This window comes from Rheinheimera texasensis DSM 17496 (assembly GCF_000711985.1).
GTDB lineage: Bacteria > Pseudomonadota > Gammaproteobacteria > Enterobacterales > Alteromonadaceae > Pararheinheimera > Pararheinheimera texasensis.
Map to the genome: position 1 here is coordinate 160857 of NZ_KL544006.1, position 17586 is coordinate 178442.

The 17586-nt window shown below is 52.2% G+C and carries 16 protein-coding genes; 4 read left to right on the forward strand and 12 right to left on the reverse strand.

Annotated elements, in window-relative coordinates; translation table 11 throughout:
- Nucleotides 1-35: 35 nt before the first annotated feature.
- From Q399_RS0117755 to Q399_RS0117765, 3 genes are all read right to left on the reverse strand, one after another.
- Nucleotides 36-2129, reverse strand: a complete 2094-nt coding sequence (locus Q399_RS0117755) for a S9 family peptidase (RefSeq protein ID WP_245612926.1) — start codon at nt 2127-2129, stop codon at nt 36-38.
- A 123-nt stretch (nt 2130-2252) separates the two neighbouring features.
- Nucleotides 2253-2555, reverse strand: a complete 303-nt coding sequence (locus Q399_RS0117760) for a hypothetical protein (protein ID WP_031570871.1) — start codon at nt 2553-2555, stop codon at nt 2253-2255.
- Nucleotides 2556-2619: 64 nt separating this feature from the next.
- The gene (locus Q399_RS0117765) at nt 2620-3051 is read right to left on the reverse strand and encodes a DUF4826 family protein (protein ID WP_031570873.1); all 432 of its coding nucleotides are present in this window, start codon (nt 3049-3051) and stop codon (nt 2620-2622) included.
- A 209-nt stretch (nt 3052-3260) separates the two neighbouring features.
- Between Q399_RS0117765 and Q399_RS0117770 the strand changes: the two genes are divergently transcribed.
- Entirely contained in the window at nt 3261-4304 is a 1044-nt protein-coding gene (locus Q399_RS0117770; RefSeq protein ID WP_031570876.1) for a Leu/Phe/Val dehydrogenase, read from the forward strand.
- An 89-nt stretch (nt 4305-4393) separates the two neighbouring features.
- Here Q399_RS0117770 and Q399_RS0117775 read toward each other — a convergent pair whose 3' ends face one another.
- Nucleotides 4394-5104, reverse strand: coding sequence for a YdcF family protein (locus Q399_RS0117775; RefSeq protein ID WP_031570877.1), 711 nt, complete (start codon nt 5102-5104; stop codon nt 4394-4396).
- A 167-nt stretch (nt 5105-5271) separates the two neighbouring features.
- Between Q399_RS0117775 and wecC the strand changes: the two genes are divergently transcribed.
- A complete protein-coding gene (gene wecC / locus Q399_RS0117780; RefSeq protein ID WP_031570878.1) occupies nt 5272-6489 on the forward strand; it encodes a UDP-N-acetyl-D-mannosamine dehydrogenase in 1218 nt (405 codons plus the stop codon).
- A gap of 84 nt (nt 6490-6573) precedes the next feature.
- Here wecC and Q399_RS0117785 read toward each other — a convergent pair whose 3' ends face one another.
- From Q399_RS0117785 to Q399_RS0117810, 6 genes are read right to left on the reverse strand one after another with little or no spacing between them, the layout of a single operon-like run.
- Nucleotides 6574-7818 (reverse strand): lipopolysaccharide biosynthesis protein, encoded by a 1245-nt coding sequence (locus Q399_RS0117785; RefSeq protein WP_031570879.1) that lies wholly within the window; start codon nt 7816-7818, stop codon nt 6574-6576.
- Nucleotides 7805-9130 carry an O-antigen ligase family protein gene (locus Q399_RS0117790; RefSeq protein WP_031570880.1) on the reverse strand — a complete coding sequence of 442 codons (1326 nt, stop codon included), beginning with the start codon at nt 9128-9130 and terminating at the stop codon, nt 7805-7807. Before Q399_RS0117790 ends, Q399_RS0117785 begins: the two co-directional genes overlap by 14 nt.
- Nucleotides 9127-9924 (reverse strand): hypothetical protein, encoded by a 798-nt coding sequence (locus Q399_RS0117795; RefSeq protein ID WP_031570881.1) that lies wholly within the window; start codon nt 9922-9924, stop codon nt 9127-9129. Before Q399_RS0117795 ends, Q399_RS0117790 begins: the two co-directional genes overlap by 4 nt.
- Entirely contained in the window at nt 9921-10862 is a 942-nt protein-coding gene (locus Q399_RS0117800; RefSeq protein ID WP_479691993.1) for a glycosyltransferase, read from the reverse strand. The genes Q399_RS0117795 and Q399_RS0117800 overlap by 4 nt, the downstream gene beginning before the upstream one ends.
- 33 nt (nt 10863-10895) lie before the next feature.
- Nucleotides 10896-11618, reverse strand: a complete 723-nt coding sequence (locus Q399_RS0117805) for a WecB/TagA/CpsF family glycosyltransferase (RefSeq protein WP_031570885.1) — start codon at nt 11616-11618, stop codon at nt 10896-10898.
- A gap of 5 nt (nt 11619-11623) precedes the next feature.
- Nucleotides 11624-12688 carry a glycosyltransferase family 4 protein gene (locus Q399_RS0117810; RefSeq protein WP_031570887.1) on the reverse strand — a complete coding sequence of 355 codons (1065 nt, stop codon included), beginning with the start codon at nt 12686-12688 and terminating at the stop codon, nt 11624-11626.
- A 219-nt stretch (nt 12689-12907) separates the two neighbouring features.
- On the opposite strand from Q399_RS0117810, the gene wecA reads away from it, so the two are divergent.
- Together wecA and Q399_RS0117825 are read left to right on the forward strand one after the other, a co-directional pair.
- Nucleotides 12908-13987: a UDP-N-acetylglucosamine--undecaprenyl-phosphate N-acetylglucosaminephosphotransferase gene (gene wecA, locus Q399_RS0117820; RefSeq protein ID WP_031570889.1), complete on the forward strand. Its 1080-nt coding sequence runs from the start codon at nt 12908-12910 to the stop codon at nt 13985-13987.
- The gene (locus Q399_RS0117825) at nt 13938-15254 is read left to right on the forward strand and encodes a flippase (protein ID WP_245612927.1); all 1317 of its coding nucleotides are present in this window, start codon (nt 13938-13940) and stop codon (nt 15252-15254) included. Before wecA ends, Q399_RS0117825 begins: the two co-directional genes overlap by 50 nt.
- An 88-nt stretch (nt 15255-15342) precedes the next feature.
- Here the strand turns inward: Q399_RS0117825 and Q399_RS0117830 are convergent, their stop codons facing one another.
- Nucleotides 15343-16167: an undecaprenyl-diphosphate phosphatase gene (locus tag Q399_RS0117830; protein ID WP_031570893.1), complete on the reverse strand. Its 825-nt coding sequence runs from the start codon at nt 16165-16167 to the stop codon at nt 15343-15345.
- Nucleotides 16168-16258: 91 nt separating this feature from the next.
- On the reverse strand, nt 16259-17503 hold the full coding sequence (locus Q399_RS0117835; RefSeq protein WP_031570895.1) for a M24 family metallopeptidase: 1245 nt from the start codon (nt 17501-17503) through the stop codon (nt 16259-16261).
- Nucleotides 17504-17586 lie beyond the last annotated feature (83 nt).

The window sequence follows — 17586 nt, forward strand, 5'->3', positions numbered from 1 at the left end:
AAGGCGCCGCAGCGCCTTTTTTGTACCAGCAGAGCTTATTGCTTTTTGTGAAGTTCGAACCAGGCCAGCGTATGTTCGATTTTGGCAATCATCCGGCTCGGCCGGCCGGCAATGCCATGCGGCGCGCCCGGTACCCGCACCAGCGCAGTCGGCACATGCTGCAATTGCAGCGCCTGATACAGCTGTTCGGATTCACTGATTGGCGTGCGCCGGTCAGCTTCGCCGGTCATGATCAGCGTCGGGGTTTTGATTTTACCGGCATTGGCAATAGGTGAGCGCTGCCAGTAGTGCTGCAGATTATCCCATGGCACACCCGGGAACTGATGATAGGTCTGATACAAATAACTATCCCCGGTCAGCACTTTACTGACCCAGTTGATAATAGGTTTGATCACCGCAGCGGCGCGGTAGCGGTCGGTCAGACCAATGGCATAAGCGGTGGCGATGCCGCCGGCTGAGCCACCGGCGATATAGACGTTGTCTGCATCAACAAAACCTTTGGCAATCATCGCGTTCACACCGGAATCATGGTCAGCATAATCTTCCGGCGAACTGTATTTGTTGTGTAACAACAGTGCAAAGCGTTCACCATAACCGGTGCTGCCACGGTGATTGTCGTAAAACACCACGTAACCTTCACGGGCAAAGCGCTGCATTTCAGCACTGAAATGTGGGCCATAGGCCAGATGCGGGCCGCCGTGAATTTCCAGCATCATCGGATATTTTTTATTCGGGTCAAAATCCGGTGGTGTGATGTACCAGCCTTGGATAGGTTCACCGTCAAACGACGATTTGTAGTTGATTTCATGCACCTGCCCGAGCTTTTTATGGCCCAGCAAGTCTTCATTCAGCTGCGTAAGCTGCCGCACTTTGCCATCCTGCCACAACGCAACATCGGCCGGGCGTGACGCATCCCCTTTGGTAAACACCAGTTTTTCGGCACTTTGCTGATATTCACCGCTTAAATACGGCTGCGGCAAACCTGTGCCGGATAACTGGTCGGTTAGTACTTTCAACTCCCCGTCTAAATCCAGTAGCGCGACTTTACGCAGGCCCTTTTCATCATATTGCACCGTCAGTTCGTCATTGGACCACCAGTCTGGCGCGTTCAGATCCAAATCCAGCGCAGCGCCGATATCACGGCTTTTCCCCGACGAGACATCCAGCACTTTCAGTTTGCTGTTGGCAAAAGGCAATTTGGCATTGCTGCCCCACAGATACGCCAGTTTCTTGCCATCGGGTGAAAACACCGGGCTGGTTTCCTGACCTGGCACTGAAGTCAACTGTTTCAGTGCGCCGGACTGCAGATCCAGCTGATACAAATCGCTGTCACGCGGCTGATACTCCCAGTCCGGCGCCAGATTGGCCGAAAACACCAGCGCTTTGCCATCCGGACTGAAGGTCAGGCCGTCGCCATAACTGCGATCGCCGCTGGTGAGCTGGCGGGCAGTGCCGCCGTCACTGCTGAGTAAAAATAAATGCCGGTATTCAGATTTCAGAAAACCCTGCCCGTCAGCCTGATACTGCGCCCGGTCAATCACAATCACCGGCTCAGACCAGTTAGCATCTTTAGGTTTTTTCGGCATTTTGACCAGCGTCGACAGCTTCGACGGCGCCGCAGGCAGATTCATGGTGAAGGCCAGCTGTTTGCCATCCGGTGACCAGGCCAGATTAGACGGGCTTTTTTCCAAAGCACTCAGCTGAGTGTTTTGTGCAGTTTTGACCCAATGCAGGTGAATTTGCGCTTTGCCGCTTTGGTCAGAGATAAACGCCAGCCGGCCGCCATCCGGCGCCCAGCGCGGTTGGCTGTAATTAAATTTGTCCGCATACAGAGGTGTATGTTGGCCGGTTGCCACGTCGATTTGCCAAAGCGCCGTACGGGCGCGATCGGTCATAATGTCGTTGCTGTTACGCACATAAACAATAGTGCGGCCATCGGGTGATAACTGCGGATCGCTGGCCCATTCCAGCGCAAAAATATCGGCCGATTCAAAATAAGACGGGTTCACTAGCGGCGCGGCCTGCGTTGGGGCGGCTGAGGGCGCTGCGCTGGCTGTAGCACTGACAGCGACACTCAGACCAGTAAGCAATAACCAGACATTGGCCTTATTGGGTTTGGTAGTCAACACGAATAAACCTCTGGGTTTTTTGACAGAATTTTCAGAGGTCCACACTAAAAGAGCGCGTTGCGCCTGACAAGCAGATTGTCGGCAATGCCAGTCCAACAGCTGATTTTGCCGGTTAAAGCGCGTTCAGATTTTGTCCTGCAGCGGCCGGCAGCGTTCGACGTAACGCAGAAACATCAAGATGGGTAACAACAGCAGCCCCAGTAGCAGCGCAACAAGCACACAAAACAGCGTAAAACTAAACCAACCTTGCGCCGGCGTCACGCCAAGACCAACAACTACAGCGAGCGTCAACAACTGATGCACCGGCACCGACAACCACAGCGGATAACTGTGCCGCGGCGCTAAGCTGCGGCTGAGCAAATGCCAATATAAAGTGCCGCCACCGAGTAAACTGCAGCCAAGCAGAAAACCAAATAAAAGATCCACAGCACCTCCGTGCCGCCAGCCACAAACACAAACCCCGGTGTAATACCGGGGTTTGGTGATTGATTTAAGCCGGTTGCTGATTCCAGAAATCGTCGGCTTCAAACAGCTGATACAGTTGTTCGGCTCTGTTGACGAGCAACTTAACGTAATCGGCACCAGTCTGGTCCTGCACACCAGCTTCCATCAGCTGCTGCGCCTGCATTTGCCAGCGGAACGAAAAGGCACGCAGTGCATCCCGGGCATTGGCAGCGCCACTGAACGCCATCACGTCTGTCGGCAAATCACCGGTAATGGCCCAGTAACTTTTCCGATCGATGCCGTTGATTTTCCAGATGGCGACGAACGGTGGCAAATAACGCGAGTCCTGCACTGCGACCGTATCCATCACCACGCCCTGCTCGGCTAAAAATAAATTGGCTTTCTGAAACTGGGCGCGGACCCATTCGCTGGTTTGCTGCTCGGTCATTGGCTCGGCAGCTTGTTGTTGCTTGTCCATACTACTTACCTGCAAAAAATCTGAAACCGCACTTTATGTCAGCAAGCTGGATTACGCAACCTTCAACAAAAATTGTCGACAATCCACTGGAATGACCAGATGAATTAATTTGGATTTGATAGCACAAGCCTTGCCGAAATGATAAATTCCGCCGCGAAAAAACCGGCCCTACCCCAGCGCACAGCTGGCATAAATCGGAGCATAAGTAAGTGGCAGTATTTAACCACCCTGAGTTTGACAACCATGAACAAGTCGTATTTTGCAGTGATCCGGTAACGGGTCTCAAAGCAATTATCGCCGTCCACAGCACTGCATTAGGCCCCGCCTGTGGCGGTTGCCGCATGTGGGATTACGTATCTGATGACGAAGCACTGGTCGACGTGTTGCGGTTATCCCGCGGCATGACCTATAAAAACGCCATGGCAGGCCTCGCACTTGGCGGCGGCAAAGCAGTCATTATCGGCAATGCCAAAACCATCAAATCTGAAGCGCTGTTCCGTAAATTTGGTCAATATGTGCACTCATTAAGTGGCCGCTACATCAGCGCCGAAGATGTCAATATCACCACCGCGGATATTTCTGTCGTTAACCAGGAAACGCCTTATGTCGCCGGTCTGGAAGGCAAAAGCGGCAACCCGGGGCCATTTACCGCCCTTGGCACTTACCGCGGCATCAAAGCCGCTGTGAAACATAAGTTTGGCAGCGATGACCTTAAAGGCCGTACTGTTGCAGTACAAGGCCTTGGCAGCGTCGGTTTTTATCTGTGTGAACATTTACACAAAGAAGGCGTGAAGCTGATTGTCACCGACATTAATCAGGCCGCAGTGGACCGTGCTGTCAGCCAGTTTGGCGCCACAGCTGTAGGTCTTGATGCCATTTATGACGTCGAATGTGACGTGTATGCCCCATGCGCACTGGGTGCGACCATCAACGACGACACGCTGTCACGCCTGCAGTGCGCTATTGTCGCTGGTTGTGCCAATAACCAGCTCAAAGAAGCCCGCCACGGCGAGCTACTGCGGCAAAAAGGCATTTTGTATGCGCCGGATTACGTCATCAACGCCGGCGGTATTATCAACGTGTCGATGGAGATCCGCCCTGAGGGCTACGATGAAGCCCAGTCCACCAAACAAGTGCTGGCGATTTACGACACGCTGCTGACCATCTTCAGCCGTGCCGAACAAAACGGTCAGCCAACCAATCTGGTGGCGGACCAGATGGCGCAGGAAATTATTGCCCGCGGCAAAAACTAAGCCTCGACGCTGTTTTGCTAAAAAAAATCCACCGCAATGCGGTGGATTTTTTCTGCCTGCACAAAGTGCCGGGTCTAATATTTGTTCTTTCATTTAGACCAGTCAGTAAACCCCTTGGTCAGCCGGTAAACATAAAAGCTCGACATCTCCGCGCTGAGTTTGGCAAACAAATCGAAATTCGACAGATTGACCGTCAGAAAACACACTGCACCACAATTCACCGGGCGAAACGTTGAACTGGGAGCGGCATAAACTTTGGCATGAAAACCATATTGTAATGCCAGCTGATGCACGCGGTAAGCGTGATAGTCGCTGGTGACAAACCACAACGGCACCTGATGGTCCAGTCGGCTGTTCAGCGTATAAAACTCATGGTAAGTAGTGGCACCGCCGTGGAAACAATCCAGCCGGGTCTCGCGGTTGAGTAGCGGCTGCAGATAATCCAGATAAGGCTGGCAATGCAAAGTCGTGATATGAATGAGCGGTGCCTGATGCGAGGTCTGATTCACCAGTTCTGCCAACTGCGTCAGCCGGGCTTTGGCACAATCCGGGATATTTTGCTCATCCCCGCCACAGCCAGGCAACACAAAGTTACCGCTAAAATCGACAGGAAAAGCTGTCGAAGCCACTTCGGCGTTGTACCAGTACCGCACCTGATTGGCCACCCAGCCATTGCCAAACAGATAAAACCAGCCGAGCAACAGCCACAAGCCCCATTTCCGGTAACGGATAGTTGCGATCACTAAGCCCCAAAAAAACAGATTATGCGGATATAAAAAAGGTTCAATCAGGTCTTTCACCAGCCACTCCGTCTGCCCAATTAGCGGCATTAGTATGAAGTTGCCCCTTTGCAGAAACAAGCAGGAATTACGCAGAAAAAATGCCGGTCAGGGCTGGCGAAGCAAGGTGCGCCAGCGTTAAGCTGTGATACCATAAGCGAAAAATAGCAAACAATCGGAGTGACGCTATGTTAAAGACTGTTTCAGTCATCGGTTTGGGTTATATCGGTTTGCCTACAGCGGCCATGCTGGCCTCACGCAAACTGCGGGTTATCGGTGTTGATGTCAATCAACACGCAGTTGACACTATCAATCAGGGCAAAATCCACATTATTGAACCTGATCTGGATTTGTTGGTTAACGCGGCCGTCACCGGTGGTTATCTGTCAGCGCAGACTAAACCTGCTGCAGCAGACGCTTTTATGATTGCAGTACCAACGCCGTTTTTCGACGATTTATCTCCGGATTTGTCTTATGTCGAAGCGGCAGCCAAATCGATTGCACCAGTGCTGCAAAAAGGCAATCTGGTCGTGCTGGAATCCACCAGCCCGGTTGGTACCACTGAACTCATGTGCAAATGGATTAAAGAAGTCCGCCCTGATTTGACCTTACCAACAGATTCAAACAGCCCGGATATCCACGTTGCTTACTGCCCGGAGCGGGTGTTACCAGGCAAAGTGGTACAGGAACTGATCTCCAATGACCGTATCGTCGGTGGCCTGACGCCAGCCTGTTCTGAAATGGCCAAGCAGCTGTACCGTACCTTCGTCGCCGGTGAACTGCTGGAAACAGATGCGCGCACGGCCGAGATGTCAAAACTGACGGAAAACTCATTCCGTGATGTCAACATTGCTTTCGCCAACGAACTGTCGCTGATCTGTGACAAGTTAAACATCAATGTGTGGGAATTGATCCGGATGGCCAACCGCCACCCACGCGTCAACATCCTGACCCCGGGCGCCGGCGTTGGCGGTCACTGTATCGCGGTCGACCCATGGTTCATCGTGCACTCAGCGCCAGAGCAGGCGCGCATCATTCGTACCGCACGGGAAGTGAACGACTTCAAACCGGAATGGGTGCTGCAAAAAGTGATGACCACAGTTGCAAACCACTCTTTGAATAAACCATCAGTCGCCTGCTTTGGTCTGGCATTTAAGCCGGATATTGACGACCTGCGCGAAAGCCCGGCACTACACATTGTCAACAAACTGGCTGATGCCTACGAAGGCAAAGTGCTGGCGGTGGAGCCGAATGTGGAAAGCACCAATAAGCTGAACAGCAAAGCGCAGCTGGTGTCGATTGAACAAGGCCTCGCAGCAGATATCATCGTGATCCTGGTGAAACATAAAGCTTTTGCTGACTGTGATTTCAGCGGAAAAACCATCATTAACGTGGTCGGTCAATAACAGCTGTTTTATGCAGAAAGATGCAAAAGGCGGGTTTCACCCGCCTTTTTCTTTCGGCCACCTGATGTCTTAACCTGTGCTGTTTTATGGCTGACGACGCCGGTATTGCTGCACCGCAGGCAGGCTCAGCCCCATCAGCGATAAAACGGCAAGCGCATTCGTTGAGAAGAAGATCCAGGCAGCAACTTCAGCACTGAGCTGTTTGTTCGCCACTAAATAAGCCGCAGAACCCAGCAGCGCCACCACGGTGACACTGACTGCGCGCCATTTATTCAAACCCAGCGCAGTGATCCAGACTTCAAAATAAGTTTTCAGCAAAGTCAGCCATAAAGTCAGTAGTACCAGAGTACAAATCAGTTGCGCCTGTGCGCTTAATGGCTCTGCTAACAACCAGGGATACAGCCAGGGGCACGCCAACAACAACACAAAATACGGCAGGCTCAGCAACGGAAAACTATACAAAAATACCCGCTTAAATAAACGGATTTTGTCATCCAGCAAAGGCTGGTGACTGAGTTTCGCCAGCAACACCTGCGAAAACACCACCGGCAATAAAGTCACCGGCATAAACAACACAAAGGCTTTACGAAATTGGCCAAGCGCCAACAAGCTGCTGAACAGCGCCAGAAAGACAAAAGGAATATTGGTCAGGTAAATAGCAAACACATCATGCCAGGCATAGCTAAAGCGCTGTTTAAGCTGTTGCCACAAGCCTGGCGTGTTTTCCTGTAAATCACCCTGCCAGTGCCGGTACTCAGGCAGTAGAGCCCGCAGCGCAGTCATCAGTGGAAACAAGCTGATCAACAAAATCAGTAACAATACCGGCGCAGTTTGACTGAAACATCCGGCAAAGATTGCGATCACCAGCAACAGTGTCAGCGCAACACTGACAAGCTGGCTGCGCACTTCCAGTGCAAACTGCTGCGCGCCTTTTAAATAGCTGAAACAGGCCTGATTCAGCGCCCAGCTGAGCCCAATCAACAAGCTCAGCAAATATAGAGTCCAGGACAGAGTCGCGTCCGTCCACCACAGCAACAAAGCACTGCAGATGGTTAAGACCACAAACACCAACAGACTGATGCGCAGGCTTTGCAGCAACTGACTGATATTGCGCTGCTGCGCGGCATGATGAATAAGATAAAAATTGGCACCAAAGGCAATCGCAGGGAAAAACAGGTTGGCCAGCATATAGATAAAGCTGAACACACCAAATTCCTGTTCAAGTAAATGCCGGGCCAGCGCCAGATTCAGTAACCAGCGGGAGCCGAAATTCAAGCCCTGCGCCACGCTGTTACTCATCAGCTTGCGGACAAAATCACTGCGCAGCATGACTAGCCTCCGGCGATGCTGTGTCCGCAGCAGTTTGCCACAGTAAAAAAGCGCCGTTGAGCATGCCCCAGGGGATCCAGAGCATGCCGGAGGTCAGCACATGACCGGCCATCGATGCAACGACCAGCAACAACAAATTCAGCAGTAATACACCGGCAGCGACCGATTGCGGTGCCTGACGCCAGGCCTGCAGTGCCAGCCGGATCACGCCGGCAAACCACAGCGCATACCAGCCAAGCCCGGCTACCCCAAACCAGATAAACAAATCGGCCGGGTCAATTTCGGCCAGAGGTTTACTGCTATATAAAGCCAGTCCTGCGTTGCCAACACCAATTAGCTGCTGCCAATCCGGAAAATAACGCGCGACATAAAACCAGTTCTCAGTAACAAACAAGTCCCGGTTTGACAGCACAATGCCGATAGCGCCTTGCTGCGCCAGCACAAGCTGTTGTTTCTCTGACAGCGGCAAATAAGGCAGAACCGCGGATAACTGCCAGGCCAGCAGCAATAACACCGAGACACCAGCCAACAGTGCCAGCTGGATCAAACGACGGTACGGCAGCCAATGCGCTCTTGCCTGTAACAATGGAATAAAAATAGCCAATAGCAACACGCCGGCGTTGCCGGTTTTGGTGAGCAAAGTGCTGCTGCAAAATAAACTTAACCCCAGTACTGCAGCAAAAATGATTTTTTGCCGCGGCCAGTACCAGGCGAACAGATAGGCGCTAAACACCAGCAGAAGAGCAGACAACTCGTTAGTGGCTTTAAAGAAGCCTTTTGATCCCAAAAGCTGATCGGGGAAATAGTCGCTCGGCAAATAAGCGGACAGACCAAAGCCGAGCCGTCCAAGAATTAAGTTAATGACAATAATCACAAAACCAATCCACATCAGCTGATGCAGATTTTGGCGGGCCAGCGCTGCGTCGCGCTGACACAAACCATAGCAATACCAGGCTGCCAGCAGCGGCGCCACCAGCTTCAGTGCCATACCTATATCATATGACAAACCGGGGCTATGCCCGAGACTAAAAAAACTCCACACCGGGCCAAGCAGCAACAACAGCAGCAACGCCGGTAGTAACGCGATACGACGCCCCATCGTCAGGCCACAACTCAGCAGCATTAACAGCATCAGCGCTGATTTATAGCCGGCAGACAACGGCAGATTCAGCGCCAATTGCTGCTGCAAAAAGCCTTGCAGTGCATCAATCAGCAAGTAGGTTTTTACCAGCATCAGGATCAGCAAATCCAACGTGCGGACCTGCGGTAGAAACAGGCTTTGCGGGGCGCTTTGGCCGGAGACTTGGTTCATCGGCGTAGGAATAGCAAAGCGAGCGTCAGGGCCAGTAAAGTGCCCAGCAGCGCGGTCGCGACAGCACTTAGCAGCAATGAAGGTGATTTAGCAGCTTGAGTTTGCAAAGCAGCAACCGGCTTTAATGCCGGATAATAACCCTGACGCCACAAATTCTGCGCTGCAAGATTTTGGTCCAGCTGCTGTGCCAACAATGAGCGTTCACCCACGGTGCCCGCCTGCTCCATCGCCTGCTGCAATTGCTGTTGCTGTTGCTGCAATCGCTGCAGCCTTATTTGCTGGTCCAGCGCTTCCGCCTGAGCAATCAACTGGTTCAGCACAGCTTCCGCCAGGGCTGATTCTGGTGCTTTTAACCGGAAAAACAACAAGTTACCACGCCGTTTATGTTCCTGTGAGAAAGCCGGTTGCCACAGTTTGGTCAGGGCCAACGCTTCATCGGCGCTGCGGGCGCAGAGCTTCGGCTGAGACTGACACCAGTCCGCATTCTGCCACAACTGCGACCAGACGGCACTGCTGTCCATCAACAAACTAAAACGGGCCAGCTCGTCCACTTCCAGCGCGCCGATAAACAGCTGAGTATTGGCAGCGATGGCGCGATAATCTGACGCCAGCAAACTGACCCGGGTCTCAGATAAAGAAAAATGGCCCTGACTGCTGGCCGACAGCCGGTGTTGCTTGGCATAAAAAGCCCCGCCTAAAGCACAGGCAGCAGCGACGACTAACAGCCACCATTTCAGCCGGCGCATGACCAGATATAATTGGCCACTGAATTCAACTTCGGTTTTGAACATCATTTGGGTCCGAATAAGCCTTTAATGCCTTTGGATAACAGCTGCTTTCTGACTTTTATCAGCCACAGCATGCGGTGTTTCAGGTAATAACGCACCTTGGTTTCCACCAGGCCATAGCGACAGGAACTGAGTAATTCACCGATCGACAACGGCTCCTGCTGCATAGTGCGGCGGTAAAACGCCTGATTATGCAGATTGCGCTCGTTCATGAGGTGGCGGTGTTTTTCGACAAACTGTGCTTGTGCATTAAGGCGCTTCGGCGATGTCGTGATGCGGCCCAGTTCATGACCAACATGCACCACATAGGTCGGCTCCGCCAGCCGCAACGCCGGACCATATGCCGCGACCATCCGCAGCCACATATCATAGTCCTGAAAAGCGGCCAGAGTTTCATCAAAACCACCTTGCGCCAGCATCCGGCTGGTACGCACCAGCGCCTGATTCGACAAACAATGCGCGTCCAGCACTTCCGGTAAACGGACAATTTTTTGTTCGGTGTATAAGGCTTTACGTACTGAGCCATAGTCCCAGAAATAGCCGGTCACCACACAGGAATATTGATCGTCATAAGCAGCCATCATGCTGGACAGGCGGTTTGGCAGAAATTCGTCGTCATCATCAATGCCAGTAACAAACTCACCGGAGGCTGCTTTGATCGCCATATTGCGGGCAGCGCAGGCGCCCTGACCTTTTTCCTGGCGGAACAAGCGGATCTGCGGATGTTCGCCATACAAGTCATTCAACACCTGCCAGGTATTGTCCGGTGAACAATCATCGACGATCAGCAATTCAAAATTCGGGTAATCCTGCGCCAACACTGAGTTGACGGCGCGCTGCATCATCTCACTGCGGTTGTAGGTTGGCATATATACGCTTATCAGCGGCGCTGGATGTCCAGCAGATTCAGGCGTTGCAGCTGTCAAAATATCGCTCTCAGTCAATGGGTTGGCAGGAGGCTTTTTATAAACGTGATTCTATAACTTGCCGGTCAGATAAAGCCACAGGTATTCCACCAGACTCCACTGTCGTTTGATGCGGCTTGGCTGGCTCAGCAGACGATACGCCCATTCCAGATTCAGTTTGCACCACAGTTCAGGCGCCCGTTTCACATTGCCGGTAAACACGTCATAAGTGCCACCCACGCCCATAAAATAAGCATCCGGAATGACTTTTTTCGCCCGTTCAATCAGCAATTCCTGCTTCGGCGAGCCCATGGCGATAGTGACAATGCGGGCACCGCTTTGCTGGATTTGAGTCAACAGCGCGGCTTCGTCTTTAAAATAACCATCCTGCGCGCCAACTACATTGACGCCGGCTGCCACCAACTTATCGCGGGTTTGTTGCAACACTTCCGGTTTGGCCCCCACCAGAAATACCGGCACTTGTTTACTGGCCGCGCGATACATAATGGCTTCCCAGGTTTCGCAGCCCGGCACCCGTTCGACGTGACGACCTAATTTCTTTCGCATCACTTTGACCACCCCCATACCATCGGCATAGCGGATCTCGGCCTGATTCAGCATGGTTTTCAGCGCGGCATCTTCGCGCGCTTTCATCACTTTTTCCGGATTGATGGCGATGGCAGAACCGGCGAAGACAGTACCATCGTCATGCACAATAAATTCCACCAGTTGCTGCATGCTGGCAAACGCCATCACATCCAGACCTCCGACATTCACCACTTCAGGTTGTTGCATCTTCATCACTCCGGGCTTGCGAATTCGGCTGTCTCCAGCCGCTGATATATTGCAGTTAATCGGTCTGCGATCTTGTCGAGCAGATAGGGCTCTGCACTGGTCTGACAAGACTGCTGCAGTCGCTGATAATCTGCTGCCGGCAAACTTAACAACCACTGAATTTTCTCTGCCAGGCCGCTCACCAGTGCCTGCTCTGTGTCAGCACTGACCAGATAGCCATTTTCGCCATCGCGTACCTGCATGACTGAACCGTCGGTTTTGGTGGCGACGACCGGCGTGCCACAGGCCATGGCCTCGGTCATCACCAGACCAAAAGATTCATTGCGGGATAAACTGGCAAAGACACGACTGCGTTGATAATAGCCTTTTAACTGCTCAGCGCCCTGCGCCGCAACCAGCTGCAATTGCGGGTATTGGCTGGCAGCGGCCTGCAGTTTGTCATGCCAGGGCCCATGGCCTATCACTACGACCTTTTTACCAGCCAATGCCGGCAATAAAGCAATCAGCCGGTCCATGCCCTTGTTCAAATCGAGCGTGCCGACATACAGCAGGTCAATATCTTTTTTGTCGTGTGCCAGCGCCGGTACTTGACCGAACACGGCATGAATGCCAGCCGGCAGCACTTCAGCCTTGATGTCCTGGCGAAAAAACCGCTGATGCAGTTGTTCGCTGACAAAAATCCACTGGTCGACCTGGGCCGCAGCCCTTTGGTACCAGCGCGATGGAGGGTCGTAGGCATAGACATCAGAACCATGACAGGTCACCACTATTTTTGCCCTGGGATTTCGCAGGTAGCGGTAAGTCAGTGCCAACCAGATGGTTGGGTAGAAAAAATGTACATGCAGGACATCGAATTTTTGCTGGCTGAACACAAAACGCCAGACAAATTGCAGCCAAAAAATCGGATATCGCAACAATCGCCAAGGCATCCGATCACTTTGCCATTCCATCTGAAAATAAGCGGGCTTTAACGATGCCAGTGCATCGACCTGATTACGGACAAACACGCCCTGAAATGGCGCCGAAGGTTTCGGGCCCATATTCGTGAGAATTAACAGACGCTGTAACATCAATGATCCTGCAAGTCGGTCAGTACAATGATCATACTGGCAAACCGGCTGTTGCCACAACCAATATGCCGGCATGCTGCCATGCATTTACCCCAAGTGCTGAAATAAAGCGCAGTTAAGCTGCTGATTTCACATACCCCTGATAGTAAGCATCCGGTTGTTCGCCTATAATCGCCCGATAACAAAACAAGAACAACAATGTCATTGCGGGATCTGCTTATGCGCGAACATATGGTGTTATTTATCACCACATTTGTGTTAACCCTCTTGGCCATTTTTATCCTGATCCCGGTCGCCAACCGGATTGGTCTGGTCGACAAACCTCATGGCCGCAAACAGCATGTCGGCGCTATCCCGCTGATTGGCGGTATTTCAGTCTTCACCGGTGTGGCGCTGACCTTAAGTTATTTTGGTCTGCCGGGCGACACCCATTGGTATTACCTGCTGTGCGGCGGCACTATCGTCATACTGGGTGTGTTCGACGATTTCCTCGATTTAAGTGTGAAATTACGGCTGGTTGCGCAGGTGCTCATTGCGCTGGTGATGATGTACGGCCTCAAGCTGTATGTCGCCGATTTGGGTGATTTATTTGGCCTTGGCGCCGTCAGTCTCGGTTATATCGGCATTCCTTTTACTGTGATAGCGGTCATCGCCGCCATCAACGCTTTTAACATGATTGATGGCATCGACGGTCTGGCCGGCATGCTGAGCGGTGTTAGTTTTGTTTCGCTGACACTGATGATGGGCATCGGCGGTCAGCTGGAACACGCAGTGTTACCGATGGTGCTGGTGTTTGCGCTCATTCCTTATCTGATGTTTAACCTCGATTTAGTCGGCAAAGGCAAAGGCAAAATCTTTATGGGCGATGCCGGCAGTATGCTAATCGGTCTGTCGGTGATTTGGCTACTGATCATCGGCAGTCAAAGCGACAGCGCCAGCTTCAGACCTGTCACAGCGTTATGGGTGATTGCGGTACCGCTGATGGATATGGTGGCGATCATGATCCGCCGCATCCGCAAAGGGCAATCGCCATTTATGGCTGACCGCGAACATTTGCATCATATCTTTTTGCGGCTTGGCCTCAATTCACGTCAGGCGTTGGTGGTCATCACCACACTGGCGGCGATGCTTGCCACTATCGGTGTGGTCGGTGAGTATCTGATGGTGCCAGACCTCATTATGTTGCTGTTATTCCTGCTGATTTTTGCACTGTACTCGCTGTCATTGCAATACATCTGGCGGATCACCCGTGCCATCAAACGTTATAAAGCCAGACAACGTGCTAAACAAAATCCGTAAATTATTAGCCGCGCGTTCAATCATCTTATTGATTGAACGCTTTTTCCGGTTAGGCGCCGGCGCAGTTGTGACCTTTATGGTTGCCAGAATGCTGGGTGACGCCGCACTGGGTGTTTATGGTTTTGTCATGGTTTGGGTGGCATTTCTGGCACCACTGACCAATCTTGGCATGAATAATCTGGTGCAGAAGTTGGCAAGTAGTCAGGACGACCCCGTCAAGGCCACGCAATTTCTGCAAACCGCCGTCTGGCTGCGTGTTATTGCCGGCGTTGTGATGGGCGGGCTAATGACTCTTGGTTTCGCCTGGTTTTTTCCGCAGTACTTCGCCAGTGCGCCCTGGCAAATCTCTACATTGTTTCTGCTACAGACCTTTTTTGCATTGATTCTGTTTGAATACCAACAGAACTATCTGGGCCATTTCCGCGCAGTAGCCCTGGGTAAAATTATCGTATCGGCACTGACACTGACGGCCCGGGTCGTCGGGTTGTTAAATGGCGCCGGCGTGAGCTTTTTGCTGTTTATTGTCGGTGTAGAATTCTTACTGACCGGTGCTTTGCAATATTATTGGTATCGTCGTTATGCCGCCGATTCCCCACGCTGGCACTGGCAGTTTTTTGACTGGCCGACCGCCAGACAACTATTACAACGCTCTTCCTGGCTCTGGCTGTCGGGCATTATTTCGGTGATTTATCTGAAGATAGATACGGTGATGATTGCCAGTATGCTGGGGGATGCGGCTACCGGCCAATACACCGCAGTGGCGCGGATCTCAGAGCTTTGGTACGTGATCCCAACTACTTTAGCGGCCCGTTATTACCCGGACATGTTAAAAGCCTTTGAGCAGAGCTGGACCGGATATCTGCTTATTTTGCGCCGGCGTGGCCTGCAGTTTTTCCTGCTGGCGACCGCTATTGCAGTCATGATGACGATCTGCGCCTACTGGATCATGTTACTGGCCTATGGCGCGAATTTCACGGCCTCAACCCCGGTGCTGCAAATCCATGTCTGGGCCGGTTGTTTTGTGTTTGTGCGGGCGTTAATCAGCCAGCATCTGATCATTGCGGGGATGGAGCCACTGAGTTTATCCAGCAATCTGGTCGGCGCCGTATTAAACGTCGGTCTGAACTTTCTGCTGATTCCGCGCATGGGCATTGAAGGTGCGGCCTGGGCCACACTGATTTCTTATGCCTATGCTTCGTTTTTCTTTATCTTCTTCTCGAAAAAGACCCGGGCACATTTCTTTGAAATGCTGAAGTTAAAAACCTGATTAGCCAAAGCATAAATAAAAAAGCCGCCCTCTCGTTGCGACGAATTGGGGCGGCTTTTTTGTCTGTCAGGCTTTTTTATAGCGGCACTTAAGACGGCAGTTCCCAGTTTACCCATCCCTGCTGCCAGGACAATAAAATCAAGCCACCAAATGCTATGCGGTACCAGGCGAAAATCTCATAACTATGATTTGCAACATAACGAACCAAAGTCCGAACCGCCAGTAATGCGCTGATAAAAGCTGTGACAAAACCGACGGCAAACATAGGTGCGTCGTCCAGATGCAATAAATCACGGTGTTTATAAATGTCATAGAAAGTCGCAGCAAACATCGTTGGTACCGCGAGGAAAAACGAAAATTCGGCGGCAACTTTACGGTCCAGGCCAATAAACAACCCACCGATAATAGTGGCGCCGGAACGCGAAGTCCCCGGGATCATCGCCACAACCTGAGCGCAGCCGACTTTAAACGCATCCAGCAGACTCATATCGTCAACATCATGTACCCGCACCTGATGAGTACGCCGTTCAGCCCAGAGGATAATCAGGCCACCGACAATCAGCATGATGGCAACCGACACCGGGTTAAACAGGTAATACTTGATAGTTTTGATAAACATCAGACCGATAATGGCGGCGGGTAAAAAAGCCACCAGCAGATTCAGCACAAAACGCTGCGCTTTGGGTTCGCTGACGATGCCGGTCGCGACGCCGATAAAACGCTGCCGGTATTCAAACACTATGGCCAGAATAGCGCCGAGCTGAATGGCGATTTCAAACACGCGGCCATCATTGTGAAAACCGATTAAATCGCCGACGACAATTAAATGGCCGGTACTGGAGACCGGCAAAAATTCGGTCAGACCTTCGACGATACCGAGAATAAAGGCCTGAATTAACAACCACCAATCCATGTTGACTCCAATCAATACTGAAACTGGTGGTTATTATCCGGACTTTTCCCTGTCCGTCCAACTACTTTCCGGCCTTTCTCTGCTGAAGCTGTTAAGCCTGCTGCCAGCCAAACGGATCTGTGACGGAAAATGCCGGTTCAGTGAACCAGCGCGGCCCGCTTTGCGTCATGTAAAAATGATCCTCCAACCGCACGCCAAATTCGCCCGGAATACAAATCATCGGTTCATTAGAAAAACACATGCCCTCGGCCAGCGGCAGTGTATTACCCCGCACCAGATAAGGCCACTCGTGGATGTCTAGGCCTATGCCATGACCGGTGCGGTGCGGCAGCCCTGGCAGCCGGTAGTCCGGGCCTAAACCCGCAGCAGTGAGTACAGCACGGGCTGCATCGTCAACCGCACCACAAGGCACTCCGGGCTGAGCTGCGGCAAAAGCCGCCGCCTGCGCTTGTTTTTCCAGGTTCCAGATTTCGCGCTGGCGCTCGCTTGGCTCGCCAAACACATAACTGCGTGTAATGTCGGAAACATAGTGATGCAGCCGGCAACCGGTATCGATCAGCACCATATCGCCGCGCTGCAGATACTGCGGATCTTTGACACCATGCGGGTATGCTGTGGCTTCACCAAACAGCACAATACAAAAATACGAGCCCGTGGCGCCAACGCGGCGGTGTGCTTCGTTGATAAAAGCTTCGACTTCCAGCGTGCTGATGCCGGGTTTTAAAATTTGTGCCACCGCCTGGTGCACCGTCAGCGTCATGTCCATCGCCCGCTGCATAATGGCAATCTCCGCTGCGGATTTCTGCCGCCGGCACGCAGCCGTTACTGCGGCGGCATTAATAAACTGCATGGATGGCGCGAGTTGCTGCAGTGCATCAACAATAAAAAAGGCACAGCTTTCATCAAGGCCAACCCTCGCATCTGCGGCTACACCCAAATTAGCTAAGGTCGCGAGCAGTAACTGATAAGGGTTTTCGTCTTCTTCCCAGCCGACCACTTCGGCTTTGATTTGCTGGTACTCCGACAATGTCCCAATCTCAAATACGGGAGCTATGTATTTCAGCACGCCGTCTGCGGTTAGAATGGCGCCGACCAGCCGTTCGCTGGCGTACCAGGCGGTGCCGGTAAAATACAACAAACTGCTGCCGGCATTTAAATACAAGGCCGCGATATTTTGCTCCCGCATCAGCGCACAGGCGCGCTGCATCCTGGCCTGATATTCCGGTAACGCAATGGGGCTGACGCCTGCGCGCATATCGGTCAGACTTGCTAACACCTGTGCCGGGTCGGCGCCGCCAATCTGAAGGCTGGCATTTGGTATCGATGCTTGCGACATTTACAAAAACTCCTTTGGAAAATTCAATAAAACCGCTTCGTGATTGTCAGTATGCCAAGCGCACAACATGAATTTAAATGATA